Origin of the sequence: Methanospirillum sp., from assembly GCF_028679455.1 — an archaeon.
Classification (GTDB): Archaea; Halobacteriota; Methanomicrobia; order Methanomicrobiales; family Methanospirillaceae; genus Methanospirillum.
Genome location: NZ_JAJRBM010000351.1, coordinates 1 through 14,933, shown reverse-complemented (window position 1 = coordinate 14,933; position 14,933 = coordinate 1). Strand labels below are relative to the sequence as shown.

Below are 14,933 nucleotides of genomic sequence, written 5' to 3'. Positions count from 1 at the left end.
TCGCAGAATCAACGGATCCATCATACATATATGGAAAGACTCCTACTGGTGGAAAATCAGCGTTAAAAATTACAAATAACGATGAATCAGTCGATATGGTGGCTGTTCTCACAAAAGGTGGAGATAAAACACCAATATTTGCGATTTATATACCTTCTAAAACAACAAGTTCAATACCAAATATGGTAACGGGAATGTTCAATCTTTATTACATGACTGGTGTTGACTGGAATGAACAGAAACATGAGTTTAATGATGCAGTTTTCTATAAGGTGGCTTCACCGTTGATCGTAGGAGAAAATTCTGAATACCTGGTCCAACTATATGCAAATTCAGGAAATACGGGTGGTCGAATAAAAAAGATTGAAGAAGGGGTCTTCCCAAAAATATCCGGAACTAGTGAGTCCTAATTATAAAGAAGATTTATTCTATAAATGTTAAACTTTATGTATACAAAGGATTAACGAGCAATGTAAAATGACATTAAATTCCCCTTTCATGAAACATTAGAAAATACCCCTACATAGGGCTTATTTTTCTGGGCGTTTCATTATCATCTGCGAGCCAAAGGCTCATCGCTGACTTTTTTAGAACTTGCCTATCGCGTTCCTGTATTTCCATTATTGCATGGGGTATGTAACCTCTATTTTATAATTGAAGGGTTAAATAGGGGAGAGAATGTCTTTATCTTGATGTAAGCAATTTGAGGGTTCTATTGAAAATCATTAGAATTCACATTGGCTTATTTGTGCAGATAAGAAAATGATATCTCTGCAGTATCTTACATTGACCGCCTCAACTCAATACAAATAATAATTCAGTAGGTTTATATTATATGGAGATAACGTAAAATTATGTCTTGTTCATCATCCGTGAGGATTTTCCTTACAATATTGTCCCTAAACCTGTGTATTGGCTTTGCTCTAGCGGACTCAGTGGATCCTTCATACATATATGGAACACCTCCTACAGATGGAAAATTCTTGTTAAATCTCATAAACGATGGACAATCAAATGATATAGTTGCTGTCATCACAAAAGGAGGTGATCAAACACCATTGTTTGCAATTTATATACCTTCGAAATCTTCTAGCACTGTCAAGAATATGGGTACCGGAATGTTCAGTGTTTATTTCATGACCGGAATAGATTGGAATGAGCAAAAAAGTGAATTTAATGATGCAGTTTTCTATAAATTTACAACCCCTCTGATTATCGGTACTAGTTCAGATAATCAGATAGAATTCTATAATTCAGGAAAATTAAACGACCATATAAAAAAGATTGATAAGGCAGTATTTCCTGATATTTCGGGATCCGAAACGCCTGATGTGATGCAGAAGTCTGCCGATATACAAGAAACTACCAACCTGGTTATTCAGACCTCAGTGCCTATAGATATTACATTACCACCCACTGCCTCTCCTGAGCCTGTTGAAGATAGTTCAAAATCTACTCAAATAAGTGAAAAAAAATCCACCGGACCGGATCCAGTTATAATTCAAATTTCAAAAAAGGACCCTGACCAAGTACCTACTAGTAACCCAACCCAAAACCCGGGGATAGAACAAAGTAGTCAATCAGAGATATCTGATAAATTAATCACGAGTGATCTTCCTGATCTTATTATCACTAAACTCTCTATGAAACAAAAATCAAATGTGATAGCAGGTACGCTCACTATCCAAAATAAGGGAGCAGTGGATTCAGGGAAATTTACTATTACATATTTCTTAACTGATATGATAACATACCATCCAGTATTCGGAAATGCGGGCATATACATACTGGGTAGCGATTCAGTGAGTGGTCTTGGAGCGGGAGAACAGCGAGATTCGTCTGATACGAAAATGTTTACTATCGACAATACCGTCCCTGCCGGAATTTATTGGATTGGAGCATTCATCGACTCGCAAAACGTGATCGATGAATTTGATAAAGAGAATAATGTAGTGTATGATACCAATCAGGTTCAGGTTGAAAAAAATTCATAATTAAACCTGCTCTGTTTTTACCATGAGTTCATAAACATATTCTGACTATCGTTGCAAAATCAGATAAGATCTGGTGCATAACATAGGTCCTGACCGGTTGAATAAGGATTATTATGAACTCACTATCCCCTTCTGACAGGCATCCGTCTCATATGCTTTCCGGACCACTCACTACCGATCCCGCGGTAATTGGAATCATCGGAGCCGGTCATCTGGGACGGGCACTTGCACTTGCTCACCGGCAGGCAGGATATCCGAACAGCCGGATACTCATCTCACATGGTAGCAGCCAGCAGACTCTGGAAGCTATCAATAGATCCGGTCTTGGAAGAAACGTCACTTCCAACGAGGAAATATTTCAGAAAGCATCCCTTATTTTTATTGCAATCCGGCCCCAGTCGCTGATTTCATTATCCAGGCTTCCGGTTTCACCATCTACCATCGTCATCTCCTGCATGGCCGGGATCTCTACCTGGACTCTTCAGAATCTCTGGAATATCCCGGTCCACCGGATGATGCCAAGCGGCCCGGAGACAGTTCTCGCAGGAAAAAGTATTGCCGGACTCTATCCCGGATCCCTGGTTATCCGTGATCATCTCACGAAGATAGGGCTGGAAGTAATCGTTGTTTCTGATGAAGAACAGATGCACGATATTACCGCAGGTGTCTGCTTTCCGGCAGCCCTCCTTGTGGCGAAAGATCAGAACCTGGATATAGAGAACGAGATCCGTGCAGGCGAGGGCTTCGGACACCTCTATTCCCGGGTATTATCGTGGGCATGCACTGTTGCACCACAGGAGCTCTCCGGGCCTGAACGGACTGCCTATATCAGCAGAATGAGCACCCCTGGAGGAATTACTGAAACAGTCTGCAGAAGTATCAGGGAAGGAAACTCACTCTATCAGGCATATCTTGATGGAATCTCCCGGTGCCGGGATATCGGTGAGGAGATGGCCGGTCGTACAATCTCTGACAGGTAGTTTCGGTCATGCCAGGCCATGAACTGGAATACCTTTATTAGAACGATAGGAGTTATAGTGTTTCATCAACTCCAGGTATTGATCTGTTCGGAGGAGAATCATGGTTCGATCTTTGTCGTTTCAGACCACATGGGGATTTCGACATATTCTGAGCGATACGTGTCTTATTCTGGTAATACTACTTCTTTTGAGTGTCGTTTCTCCGGTCTGTGGATATATCATACCGGCTGATATCCAAAGCCGGCTAAAATCGGCGTTTCCTACCGCAGGAGAGGCGACCGGTGGACTTGAATTTTCAGAATCCCCCCATATCGATCACGAAGATTCCCAGGAGAACTATTATTATGTCACCTATGGGTGGATGGGATATGATCGGTTCACCTGTCCTCCCGGTATGAAGGATGGACGAATCGACAAAAAACCAGGCGATTTTTTCTCTGTACAGATCACATTGAACTACATTGATAATCCTGCTTCAGCACTCACCCTCACATCTCCTGAGGTATTCAGGGAGTGGATCAAAGGAAGGGTCGAACCATATGTCGATTATACAGTTTTTCCTGGTGGAGTGATCCATGAAGAACAGCGGGATACTGAATATGATCATCATGTCGAAGACTGGATTGCGTTCTGGTATGACACTCATACTTATGGAGAGATCCGGATTTCTGCCACCATCCGTACCAATTCATTGTATGATTCCAACGGGTGTCAACCTTCGGTTTATGAACGTAATCAGAAGATCCGGGCACTGACCCGGTCAGAAGCAGAACGGCTTTCAAAACTAGTTTTTTTCCGTCTGTCGGGTGGAACTGGTGCAGAAACAGACCTGAAAACTGCAGCTGAAAACAGGCTTGGCGAGGTGACTGATCTCTATACCTACTGGAGCGGAAATTTTGCAGATTATGTCACCGGTAATGCCGAGGGTCATGCAGGTGGTGAAGCCACTGCTGCTGATCCAAAAGCAACGGCTGTGGAACTCCAGAGGCAGGCTAGGGAGTTTGAGAAGGACAGCATCGGGTTGTTCAAAGTAACTTCAGATTCAGAACTCTTTGGGAGTGCAGCCTCGCTCATCACCAATACGCCCCAGTATTCAGGGTATGAAGCAGAACTCTGGCGGAGGACCAAAGCGAAGATGGAGGCAAAGATAGCGGTTGAGGATTATGAGGGTGCGATTGCAGTATATGATACAGCGATGGCAACCGACCGGAGCATGAACGAGGGATGGTTTGGGAGATCAGGGCTTTCTTCGGTGAATGATGTGAATACTCAGCCAGAGCAGAAGGAGGACACAATTGGAACCGTAACCCAGAAGACGGGAACAACAATTACCGGTAAGACCACCTCGTATTGAACCGGTCAATCGTGGTTTTCAGATTTTCCTGCTGATTTGGAAATCATTGGTTTCTCTACTGATGAGAGTCTGCAGGGCGAAGAACATGGAGAAAAAACGGGGGTATCCCTTACAGAATGCAAAATGTCGGACTGGAACCTGCTGAACCTGACGTTAATCAGCCTTTTCCATTCCGCTCATAGGCTCTGAACCTTTTTCGTCGTGATTATCATACAATCGACGAGTGTATGAGTACTTATCAGATATTCCTCCCTGAAGAACGATGGAATACCACTCATAAATGGTCTTCCAGAATCCGAACTGATCATACCGCCTGAAATCAAACCCCACTTTCATATCTGGTGCAAATTTTACTTTCCCCATTTTTCGCATGCGGACTGCGATCTCAAGATCATCCCCAGCATCAAGAATCCGGTACATTCCCGCCTGCATGAGTGCCTGCTTCCGGAAAGCAGTATTACACCCCAGAGTATAGTAATAAAGACTCGTCATTGCCCCAAATCGCATAAGTCCATTAAAGAGAAGCGAATATCGGCGATTCTCAGGAGTCTTATCGATAGAGGTAACCGGACCGAATGAGACTACCACCTCAGGATCAGAGAATGATTTGATGACATGTTCCACCCAGTTCGGGGCAACTACACTGTCTGCATCCGTAGTGGCAACCAGATCATAGTGAGAACGGGCAAACCCATCGTTCCGTGCTCCTGCCACCCGGTCAGACTCCTGAATAAAAACCTGATCGGCATACTCAGCTGCAATAGTACGGGTCTGATCATGCGAGCCACCGTCTACCACAATGATCTCGTACATCTCGCGAGGCACGGTTTGGGAGGTTAATGCAGAAAGGCTTCTTTCAATTCTTTTTTCTTCGTTATATGCGGGAATTATTACAGAAATCATGGTACCAGTTCAGAGTTATTATTGTTTTGGAAAATCCAATAGTATGATTAGATTATTTCACTATTTATGGAAGGGGTTTCAATATGTATCTTCGAATTAAGATCATGACCCGAACACGTATCCGGAGAAATCAGTGATGAAATTTTCATCGCGTACACTTTTTGCTCTTTCCATGTTGTTTAGTCTTTCCGTTATCGCAATAGTTTTTGCTACGACCTTTACCGAAGAGACGGTCACCTATATCCTCTCTTTTAATATCTATTTCCTCATTCTGGCGATAGGATTCAGGATACTTGCGCTGATTCTCTGGGGGGTACGAATTCAGGTTCTCTCGCGGGCACTTGGCTACCAGGTTCATCTTCCTCACGCGGTGAACATGGTTCTGGCAGGTCTGCTCGCGGGCACCATAACCCCGGGTCAGGCAGGCGGTGAACCCGTACGAGTACATGAACTTTATCGGGTCGGGGTTAAGGTTGGAGATGCGACCGCAGTTGTCATCACGGAACGGATCCTTGACGGTATAATCCTGACCCTGCTCGGGATCTGTATTATGACGATGACCAGTTCTATCTGGAGTACTTTTAGTGTCTCGCTGATAATTCTGATTATCACCGCATGGGTGTTCCTGCTCAGCGTTCTTTTTATCCCATTCCTTGCTATCAGGTATCCCTCCAAAATGAAATCTTTCATCATGCGTCTCATCACCTGGATAGCCGGAAAGTTATCAAAAACACGGTTTTCCTCATCCAGGTTCAGTAACCGTGCTGATGAAGAAATTGATACATTTCTGGAGAGTTTTTCTAAGTTTGCAGGATCTGCGGTATGGGGTCTTTTCGCCGGGGGAGGCGCTACTGCTCTCTTCTGGATCGCCGAATTTATGGTTGCCTCAGTAATCCTGATGGGCCTTGGGCTTGACCCCAACATTCTCCTTTCATTCTTCTTTCAGATACTCATTGCAATCATTATGATGATCCCCCTGACTCCGGGTTCTTCGGGGGTTACTGAGTTATCAACCTCAACCCTGTATGCTTTGATAGTTCCAACCGGAATGCTCGGGATATTTGTGCTGCTCTGGCGATTTGTGACTTTTTATCTGAATATTATCCTTGGAACTCTTGCAGGTCTGCTTATTGTCCGCCGTGAAGTAGCGGTGCGAAGTAAAAATGAAGAGATCCAGGATCAAGGATAAGATCAGGGATAATAACCCGATTTTGAGAAAAATCTGATTATTATTGAACGGAGCATTTCCAGTGAAGAGTACCACGAGTCCCCGTTTCCATCCAAACAGGGACTGAATATCCCGCTGGTCCTTTCAAAGACTCTCATCATTCCAGGATCCGGTTAGAGAATGAGTATCTCTCGTTCTGATGTGAGATGGTATAGTAAATACTTCTCCAACTGGACTTTGTTGAGAGATAATCCCCGAAAAAAAATCAGAGATCCTTCTCAATCGATGCACGGATTGCCTGAATATCAAGCCAGAGAATTAGTTTGTGCCCATCCTTTACGTTTTTTCGAATGACTCCCAGAATATTGCGAATGGTGTGGATTTCATCTTCAGCATTCCGGTCAATATCATCTGCATGGTGAGTACTGACAGAATAGACATCATCAACAAGAATTCCCACAGGTTTTTCTGATGCTTCCTGATCTAAAATGATGATCCGTGAACGTTTCTTCTGTTCAATTTCATCGGTTAGGTTCAGCAGTATTTTGAGATCGATAATGGTAGTGATAGACCCGCGAAGGTCCATCACCCCCCGTATGTATGCAGGAGTATTAGGAAGTGGAGTGATCTCTGTAGGAGTGATCACTTCGCGGGTATGAAACAAGTTTACAGCAAAGTACTCATGCCCGAGCATAAACTCGACAAACTGCATATCATCATTATTCTTCCCTTTTCTGACCCGGCTACTAAGTGAGGTACGTGATAGATCGGTTTCAGGAATCTCTGAAGATGGATCAACGATAATTGTCCCCATAATATCTTCTCTTGTGTTTAATGTGGTATCATTGAGATCTGTCCCTGATCTTATCCATTCAATCGTGAGACTGATTCATTGATCCTTGTTGCAATGGTTGAAAGTTCATTGATGATACCTGATACCTGATTGAGTGCTGATGCTGACTCCTCAGTTGCTGCTGCCGAACCTACTGCCTCTTCTGCAGTCTCTGCTGCCATTTCTTTCACTTCAGATACGCTGGACGTGATCTCCTGTACCGCTGCTGCCTCTTCTTCAGAGAGACTGGCCACTTCGGTCATATTCTGTGAGATCTCTTCTACCTGTTCTGCTATGTGGTGGAAGAATTGAATTGTATCGGTAATAGCTACAGAACCCTTTGATACCTCACTTGTAGCAAGGACCATCGCATTAGCTGCCCTTTCTGACTGATTTTGAAGAGATGTTATAATCTTTGATATATTTTCAGCGGATCCTTGTGACTCCTGTGCCAGGGTCTTGACTTCGTTGGCGACGACTGCAAAGCCCATTCCTGCATCTCCTGCCCGTGCTGCCTCAATGGCAGCGTTCAATGCAAGAAGATTTGTCTGATCTGCAATGTCGCTGATAATCACAACAATCTTGTTGATCTCATTCATCTGATCCCGGATCTCACTGATGATCATTCCCACATCGTTGACCGCTCCATTGATTGCAGTAATGCCACTTTCTGCAACGGCAGCCTGTTTAATTCCGCTTGCAGATGTCCCATTTGCTTCCTGGGTAAGCCGGCTGACCGATTCTACCTTCGCTGCGACGGTTGAGACAGAAGTATTCAGTTCTTCCATTGCCCCGAGTACCTGTTCGACTGCGTTAACACTTTTTTCAGCGTTTGCGCTCACCACTGCTGAACTTTGGGCTACTGAAGCAGATCCTGATGTTATCTCTTCAACACTTGCTGCCGCTTCTTCTGAAGAGGCCGATAATACACTGACCTGCTCAGATATGCTTGTGATTGCGGTAGAAAGTTCAGATCCGATGGTGTTCAGCCCATCTTTGAGAGCAATCAAATCCCCTTTGACTGGAATGTCCTCATTAAACCGGGTGGTAAATTTGGCCTCTGAATACTGATCCGCAACACGAAGGGCTTCGTTGAGCGGGGTGGTGATGGCATCAAGCATGTTGTTGATACCAATCACAATATTTTGGTAAGCACCGGTAAATAGAGTAGAATCTCCACGCTTTTTCAGTCTTCCTTCTTCTGCTTCTGATATGAGAGTTCTGATCTCACCGACAATGCCATTGATTGCAGTGATCAACTGATTGAAAGCAGGAGCAATTTCATCCCTGTCATCACGTGGTGGTACTGATATTGAGAGATCACCGGCTGCGATCTGTTTCATGCCACCGATGATAACAAACTGGAGATCGTCTGAAAACTCATCCATTGCTTTTGTAAGATCTCCGATCTCATCCTTCCTGGTCATCTTCAGTCGGTTACCCAGATGACCAGCTCTCATCTCCTGTATCATAAACACTCCCTGGGACAGGGGGCCGGTGATGCTTCTGCTAATGAGTATTCCCAGTGAAAATGCAAAGACAGCTCCGATAATGATGGCAATGACGATCATGAGAATGATACTTGTTACCGTCTCTTCACTCTCGTGCTCAAGATTTTTGGCATCATTGATGTCCATGGTGATGAGTGTATCTACTGATGCAGAGAGAGCCATCCTTGCGGTTACCATATCACCAGTTGTCATCTGTGTAATCGATGTTTCTGTATCACCCGAATCAACGATCGGATAGAATTTATCTAATGCAACCTTGTATGTTTCCCAGGATTTCATCGCTTCATTATAAACGCTACGTTCATCATCTGATGTGATATATGACTCGTATGAGGTGAGATTTGCCTCGATTGATTTGATAATTGCATCAGTCTGGATCCTGGTACTGTTTCTCGTTGATGGAATTGCAAAGTATCCGGCAGAATTTCCCCTGACCTGCCAGAGTTGAGATTGGATAACTAACAACTGCTGGGTAGGGAGTAATTGTTCCTCGTACATCTCACCAATATAACTGTTTGTCGTACTCACGCCTGAGTAACCAACAATTCCAACGATGATCATAATGATCACAACAGCGAGAAACGAACTGATGAGTTTCCTGCCTATTTTGATATCATCTAATACTTTCATAATTAATCCTTTCAGATTTCCCGAAGATGTTCATGCGTTTCATCAATGGTAAGCAGTTAATTATCCATTCGATATGGGATCGAACTGAACATAGCACCGGACCAAATACACTTTCCCCTGATTCTCCTCCCAAATTGAATGGTCACTCTGGTTGGATCTGCCTGGTGAGTATGTCTGGTTTCAGAGTTTGGTATTACAGGTTCTGATCTAAAGTTCTGCGAGAACTCAAGAGCGGAAGAATTTTCTCCTTTCCGTCATAGCTGAGACATGAGTAATTTGCTGCCCATTAGGCAAATACGCCTCTGATATGGCGCCACATTGCTATTATTTATATATTTTGATCTGCTGGTTTCGCAAATTATGATAATTGAGGATTCAGGTTATCCTTTATTATGCAGGAGATTATCATCGGCAGAAATGCGATAATTTTCAAATTAAATTCGAATCCCCAAAAAAGATCACGTCTGGAACGGATGAGAAGAAGGCCGGTAACGTATTTCTGTTTCCGCCGATTCAGAGTCGATAGATACGATGAACTCAGAAATTCCGAATACTATCCACTAGTCTGGCATATATCCCGCTTGGTTCTATTCCTTTCTGGAGAAAAGGGACATCTTCAGGTATGGGGTGTGCCTCTGCAATCTCTTCCCTTGTTTTACCGGACAGTATTATAAATGGTGCGAGATATCCGCACGATCTGATCTTTTCAAGAAAGACAATGCCATTCATTTCTGGCATATCATAGTCCGAAATTATTGCATCATATGGACATATTTGCAGTTTTTCGAATCCCTGCCTCGCGGATAAAGCAACATCCACAGTAAAATCTTTGAATTTCTCAATATACGTTTTTCCAAGGAATAAAAGATCTTCATCATCATCGACTAACAGGATTCGATACTGATTGGTTGGATCGGTACGCTGGTGTTGCAATTCAATATTCTGGACCTGAGATTCTGTTGAACAAGTGGGTAACGTCATGTTAACTATTCGTCTGTCGAGTCGGTATTACGTCTGATTTTGAAATGATATCCCTTCAATATGAGAATATCTTATGAAACTGGCTACAATCTTTCAATAGGTACCTGATTTTGCATTGGATACTTACATGGTCCATCCCAAAAATCTGGATGTGGAATGTAGGATTGTCATATGCTTGAATCGATAATTTGGTTGTATTTTTGATTTTTTTGTTAAAATATCATTTAAACGATCTGGTGAGTTAATTGATTAATGTACTGTATTCACCAAAACTATTTAGTTATCTGATAAGCGGCGCCACATTGCATTGGAATATATAATACAAGATTAGCGAGTTTCTATGGATTTTGAGCAGAAAAAGATACTTTCCCTCCTCTCTAGTGAACCAAGGCCCCTTATGATAACAGAAATTGCATCTTTATGTGCGATTAATCGTCATACTGTCGCACGGAAACTGGATACGCTTGAACTTCTTGGAAGAGTCAGAAAGATTGAGATCGGGAATGCAAAAAAATACTATATTACTAAAGCGATCTCCGTATCGAGTCTCATCGATATCAGTTCTGACCTTATTCTTGTGTTGAATGAGAATTGGGAGATTCAATATATTAATCTGGCTGCTCAACAGCACTTCAATCTTTCTGAGCACATAATGAATGGGAAAAAACTGGATCTTCTGCATTTGGAGATCTTTTCTTCACCTGAAATAATGAATGGACTCAAAGAGTTTTCGTTTCAAAAAGTATCCAAAATTAAACTGCCTCAAATCAAAAATGGAACCGAACAATGGTATGAAATATCAATCATGAACATTTCACTACGACCAGGATCAATATCCATCGCTGTCATTGCCTCTAATATTACCGAAAAATACCTGATTGAACAGAAATTAATTGAGAATGAAGCAAAGTTCCGTTCCTTATTTGATTATGCACCTATCCCGATTAATGAAAGTGATTATTCACGTGTAAAAAATTATCTCGATGAATTAAAAAAAAATGGGATTGTAGATCTCAAATCATACTTTGATCAAAATCCGGAATCCCTCAAAACATGTCTTCTCCTCATAACTGTGATGAATATCAACAAACAAAGTCAAAAAGATTACCCGGTCATGAATGGTGAGAATGTAAGAATTATGGAGTACCTTCTCCCTTTTTTCACGAAAGAAACGTGGGAGAGTTATAGAAATCATTTTATTGCGTTGTATGAAGGTTCAGAATCTTTCCGGTTTACCACAACCCTTGTCAACCCAAAAGGAACTACCCGATATTATATAAATTACATCTCTGTTGCCTCACCGTTTCATGATCTCTCCCGTGTCTATGTCTCATATCTGGATATTACCGAACATTATAATAACCATTTACATGTTCTTCGGACAAACAAAGATCTGATCAGTGTTACCGAAGAGATCATTGCACATGACAGTGAGATACAGAATCAGATTAATAAACTGATATCAGGGCATAAAGATGTTGAAAAGTTAAATTCACTCTATATTCAACTCCTGAACACGATAAAAACACCTATGATTATCTGGGATTCATCATTGGTTGTCGTCTGGGTGAATAATGCCCTGAATGAATTTTGCGGTTACGCTGATTCATGTTTGATTGGACAACCACTTAAATTATTATTTCCTGAAGATCTAAAATCCAAGCAAGTAGACCTGATTTCAATTAGTTCATGTAATTCAGATAAAGATTGTATGATCTCACTACTTCACCAGTCCGGTTCCATCAAAAATGTGAACTGGTCCTTTGTCAAAAAAATAATGACATCTGACGGGGTAGTAAAATATGCTGCAACTATGAGCGAACTATTGTGAGGCTTCTCAAAAAATTCAAAGTTATATGTAACCCTGATTGACTGCCTGAATCATGACGATGAGGTATAGCAACTTATACGCAATAGAGATCAAAAGTTGATTTGATTTACCTGACTCATGGAGATTCTTCATAATGATATGAACTCTGAATCTGATCGAGAACTCAGAGAGATGAATAACATATATCACCTCTCGTAAAGAGATCAGAGAGCATTACTCTGGCTCATCTTCTGCTGATCAATCATGATATTACGAACAGATATGCACAACACTCATCAGGCAACGCTCCGGATTCTGATGGTATTGCTGATGCTCATACTCCTGACATCTTTCGCTTGTGCGGTCGGTACTGATATGACCAGTACTGATATATCCGGTCCATCGGTTCAGACAATCGATATCGAGTATCCTGATCTCATAACCCCGGAGATATCATGGCAGCACTGTCTGGGGAAAGTACATTCCAACCAGTCGTATATCATGGAGCAGACAAGTGATGGGGGATATGTCGTTCTTAAAAGATCAGAACCGGATGCGACCGGAGTGACCGTTACGAATCGAAATGATGAGTTCTGGATGGCAAAACTTTCGCCGGCAGGTGATATCGCATGGCAGAAGCGTCCTGGAACCATTCCTTCCAATACCCTGACCGGGACGCAGCAACCCGATTCATGCAACATGAGTCCCGGTGAACGATTCGAACCTTATTTTGTAAACGGATCCGGTACTACTGATTCGTACGATACCTGGATGGGGAAATTCACTCATGATGGATATCTCTCCTGGGAAAAGATTCTCCAAGGGATATTGCATGGTGAAGCTCATGGTATCAGACAGATGAGTGACGGGGGATATCTGCTGGTGGGGAGTGTTAAGTCACGTGGTGATACGAACTCTTCTGATCATGGAGATCTTGATTACTGGGTCGTCAGGCTCACACCTTCAGGAGATCTCTCCTGGGAAAAAACATTTGGCGGAAGTAAAGACGATCTGGGATACAATGCGTGGCAGACTCCGGATGGTGGATATATTATTGCCGGAGCATCGTCATCCGATGATGGCCATGTCTCTGGAAACCATGGGGATCTCGATTACTGGATCGTGAAACTTACCCCGGATGGACATCTCTCCTGGGCGACAAGTCTTGGTGGAGCAGATCGGGATCAGCCATATGCTATTCAGCAAACCGCTGATAGCGGATATATTATTGCAGGAAGATCCCGCTCAAATGATGGTGATGTCACCGGGAATCACGGTGATTTTGACTTTTGGATCGTGAAACTTACCCCGGCCGGAATAATTTCCTGGGAACAGAGTCTTGGAGGAACCGGCAATGATGAAGCACACAGTATTATGCAGACCCGTGATGGCGGCTTCATCATTGCCGGGGGTTCAGAATCCTGGAATGGTGATGTTACCGGAAACCATGGGAATTTTGATTACTGGGTTGTTAAACTCGCCCCTGATGGGAGTATGAAATGGCAAAAGAGCCTGGGGGGAAGTAAGGATGACGTTGGTCAAAGCATCATGCAGACACGGGATGGTGGGTATCTCCTCTCCGGTGTATCTCATTCTGATGATGGTGATATCGCTGGAAACCGTTGATTGCACCTGTTTTATGTAATACACCAGCAATATCCTAACCGCCCTCTCTTCTTCATCCTGCAACATATCCGATTCCAATCAATAGAAACAGCAACGATGAAAGTACCGCAGTTATCCTTCCTACTATCCTGGCGTTCTCAAACCTGCCTGCAAATCCTACCGGAATGAGTAGGAGAAGGTAGATCGATGTACCGAGAAAAAAACCAAGAAAGAGGAGTACACTCCCAATAATACTGCTGATAGCAATTGCATAACTGATGGCAAGTAGAAACGGAGGGCAGACATTTATCCCGGTAAGAAATCCGAATAACAGAGGAGTTTGGGATTTAACTTTCGGAATGCACCGGCAAAATCCGAACCTGAACGGGATCATGCTGATCGTGGAGTATAGGAGCAGCAGGGAAACCAGGATCAGGGCCACCCCGCCGATCCGGTGGAAGAGTTCTCCTTCCAGTTCGGCAGCAAAAAGTCCAGTCAGGAGCCCAATAAGCAGGTATGCACCGAGCCTGCCACATGCAATCTCTATGATTATCCGAATATTTTGGCGGTGCTCCCGCTCTTCTCCGAGCATGAACGAAACTATGATTGGTGCACAGGAGGCCAGACAGAAGAGGCCGGTGGATAGTCCGAGCAGGATCCCAGACCCGATTGCCTCGATCACCATGACATCCCGATCATGAATGTGAATGTATCAGCATTGCAACTGATATGAAAAAGATCATGATCAGGTAGAAATACGCCAATTTTTCTCTTCTTTTTCCACTCATGGTCAATCTCATGATGTAACCGTCCCGGTGAAGAGATACTGTACGATGGTCATGGAAAATCCATAGGTCAGCATCATACAGAAGGTCACTGCCAGGGCAATAAACCAGGGACGCACGCCTGCTGTGGTACCGAGTAACGTGTAATCGATCGCTTTTTTCGGGCATCTGTCTATACAATTTCCGCAGCGTACGCACTCAATCGTCGGGATAGGTTTTTCTGATTTTCCCGTGGACATCGCAAAGACGTCACAGTTCTCTACACATAATCCGCAGTTGATACACCGGTCATGATCCACACGTACCCTGAATGGACTTATCGTTCCAACAATAGCATTTGCAGGTATTAATGGGCAAACAAGGCTGCAGTATAGTCGTTT

At 43.2% G+C, this 14,933-nt stretch carries 13 protein-coding genes; 7 read left to right on the top strand and 6 right to left on the bottom strand.

Going from position 1 to position 14,933, the window contains the following annotated elements:
- The 4 genes from LUQ50_RS11975 to LUQ50_RS11960 form a co-directional block, all read left to right on the top strand.
- Window positions 1-410: hypothetical protein (locus LUQ50_RS11975; RefSeq protein WP_300040068.1), on the top strand; the 410-nt coding region annotated here is incomplete at its 5' end.
- Between the two features lie 525 nt (window positions 411-935).
- The gene (locus LUQ50_RS11970) at window positions 936-1,994 is read left to right on the top strand and encodes a CARDB domain-containing protein (protein ID WP_300040067.1); all 1,059 of its coding nucleotides are present in this window, start codon (window positions 936-938) and stop codon (window positions 1,992-1,994) included.
- 113 nt (window positions 1,995-2,107) lie between these two features.
- A complete protein-coding gene (locus LUQ50_RS11965) occupies window positions 2,108-2,974 on the top strand; it encodes an NAD(P)-binding domain-containing protein (protein ID WP_300040066.1) in 867 nt (288 codons plus the stop codon).
- 100 nt (window positions 2,975-3,074) lie between these two features.
- Window positions 3,075-4,328: a hypothetical protein gene (locus LUQ50_RS11960; protein WP_300040065.1), complete on the top strand. Its 1,254-nt coding sequence runs from the start codon at window positions 3,075-3,077 to the stop codon at window positions 4,326-4,328.
- Between the two features lie 153 nt (window positions 4,329-4,481).
- Here LUQ50_RS11960 and LUQ50_RS11955 read toward each other — a convergent pair whose 3' ends face one another.
- Window positions 4,482-5,231: a glycosyltransferase gene (locus LUQ50_RS11955; RefSeq protein WP_300040064.1), complete on the bottom strand. Its 750-nt coding sequence runs from the start codon at window positions 5,229-5,231 to the stop codon at window positions 4,482-4,484.
- Window positions 5,232-5,367: 136 nt separating this feature from the next.
- Between LUQ50_RS11955 and LUQ50_RS11950 the strand changes: the two genes are divergently transcribed.
- A complete protein-coding gene (locus LUQ50_RS11950) occupies window positions 5,368-6,420 on the top strand; it encodes a flippase-like domain-containing protein (RefSeq protein WP_300040063.1) in 1,053 nt (350 codons plus the stop codon).
- A 244-nt stretch (window positions 6,421-6,664) separates the two neighbouring features.
- Here LUQ50_RS11950 and LUQ50_RS11945 read toward each other — a convergent pair whose 3' ends face one another.
- The 3 genes from LUQ50_RS11945 to LUQ50_RS11935 all read right to left on the bottom strand — a co-directional run bounded on the left by LUQ50_RS11945 (window position 6,665) and on the right by LUQ50_RS11935 (window position 10,353).
- On the bottom strand, window positions 6,665-7,213 hold the full coding sequence (locus LUQ50_RS11945; protein ID WP_300040062.1) for a chemotaxis protein CheW: 549 nt from the start codon (window positions 7,211-7,213) through the stop codon (window positions 6,665-6,667).
- A gap of 50 nt (window positions 7,214-7,263) precedes the next feature.
- Window positions 7,264-9,372: a methyl-accepting chemotaxis protein gene (locus LUQ50_RS11940; protein WP_300040061.1), complete on the bottom strand. Its 2,109-nt coding sequence runs from the start codon at window positions 9,370-9,372 to the stop codon at window positions 7,264-7,266.
- Between the two features lie 537 nt (window positions 9,373-9,909).
- Window positions 9,910-10,353, bottom strand: coding sequence for a response regulator (locus LUQ50_RS11935; RefSeq protein WP_300040060.1), 444 nt, complete (start codon window positions 10,351-10,353; stop codon window positions 9,910-9,912).
- A gap of 340 nt (window positions 10,354-10,693) precedes the next feature.
- Between LUQ50_RS11935 and LUQ50_RS11930 the strand changes: the two genes are divergently transcribed.
- Window positions 10,694-12,184, top strand: a complete 1,491-nt coding sequence (locus LUQ50_RS11930) for a PAS domain-containing protein (protein WP_300040059.1) — start codon at window positions 10,694-10,696, stop codon at window positions 12,182-12,184.
- 243 nt (window positions 12,185-12,427) lie between these two features.
- The gene (locus tag LUQ50_RS11925; protein WP_300040058.1) at window positions 12,428-13,789 is read left to right on the top strand and encodes a hypothetical protein; all 1,362 of its coding nucleotides are present in this window, start codon (window positions 12,428-12,430) and stop codon (window positions 13,787-13,789) included.
- 52 nt (window positions 13,790-13,841) lie between these two features.
- On the opposite strand, the gene LUQ50_RS11920 is transcribed toward LUQ50_RS11925, so the two are convergent.
- Both LUQ50_RS11920 and LUQ50_RS11915 read right to left on the bottom strand, forming a co-directional pair.
- Window positions 13,842-14,453 (bottom strand): sulfite exporter TauE/SafE family protein, encoded by a 612-nt coding sequence (locus tag LUQ50_RS11920; RefSeq protein WP_300040057.1) that lies wholly within the window; start codon window positions 14,451-14,453, stop codon window positions 13,842-13,844.
- Between the two features lie 111 nt (window positions 14,454-14,564).
- Window positions 14,565-14,933 (bottom strand): 4Fe-4S dicluster domain-containing protein (locus LUQ50_RS11915; RefSeq protein ID WP_300040056.1); only part of this gene is annotated, 369 nt, incomplete at its 5' end.

What these genes read in the sequence shown, in the direction of transcription:
- LUQ50_RS11930 (WP_300040059.1), top strand. Translation starts at nt 10,694, where the DNA reads ATGGATTTTGAGCAGAAAAAGATACTTTCCCTCCTCTCTAGTGAACCA.
- LUQ50_RS11965 (WP_300040066.1), top strand. Translation starts at nt 2,108, where the DNA reads ATGAACTCACTATCCCCTTCTGACAGGCATCCGTCTCATATGCTTTCC.
- LUQ50_RS11945 (WP_300040062.1), bottom strand. Translation starts at nt 7,213, where the DNA reads ATGGGGACAATTATCGTTGATCCATCTTCAGAGATTCCTGAAACCGAT.
- LUQ50_RS11935 (WP_300040060.1), bottom strand. Translation starts at nt 10,353, where the DNA reads ATGACGTTACCCACTTGTTCAACAGAATCTCAGGTCCAGAATATTGAA.
- LUQ50_RS11925 (WP_300040058.1), top strand. Translation starts at nt 12,428, where the DNA reads ATGATATTACGAACAGATATGCACAACACTCATCAGGCAACGCTCCGG.
- LUQ50_RS11950 (WP_300040063.1), top strand. Translation starts at nt 5,368, where the DNA reads ATGAAATTTTCATCGCGTACACTTTTTGCTCTTTCCATGTTGTTTAGT.
- LUQ50_RS11940 (WP_300040061.1), bottom strand. Translation starts at nt 9,372, where the DNA reads ATGAAAGTATTAGATGATATCAAAATAGGCAGGAAACTCATCAGTTCG.
- LUQ50_RS11955 (WP_300040064.1), bottom strand. Translation starts at nt 5,231, where the DNA reads ATGATTTCTGTAATAATTCCCGCATATAACGAAGAAAAAAGAATTGAA.
- LUQ50_RS11920 (WP_300040057.1), bottom strand. Translation starts at nt 14,453, where the DNA reads ATGGTGATCGAGGCAATCGGGTCTGGGATCCTGCTCGGACTATCCACC.
- LUQ50_RS11960 (WP_300040065.1), top strand. Translation starts at nt 3,075, where the DNA reads ATGGTTCGATCTTTGTCGTTTCAGACCACATGGGGATTTCGACATATT.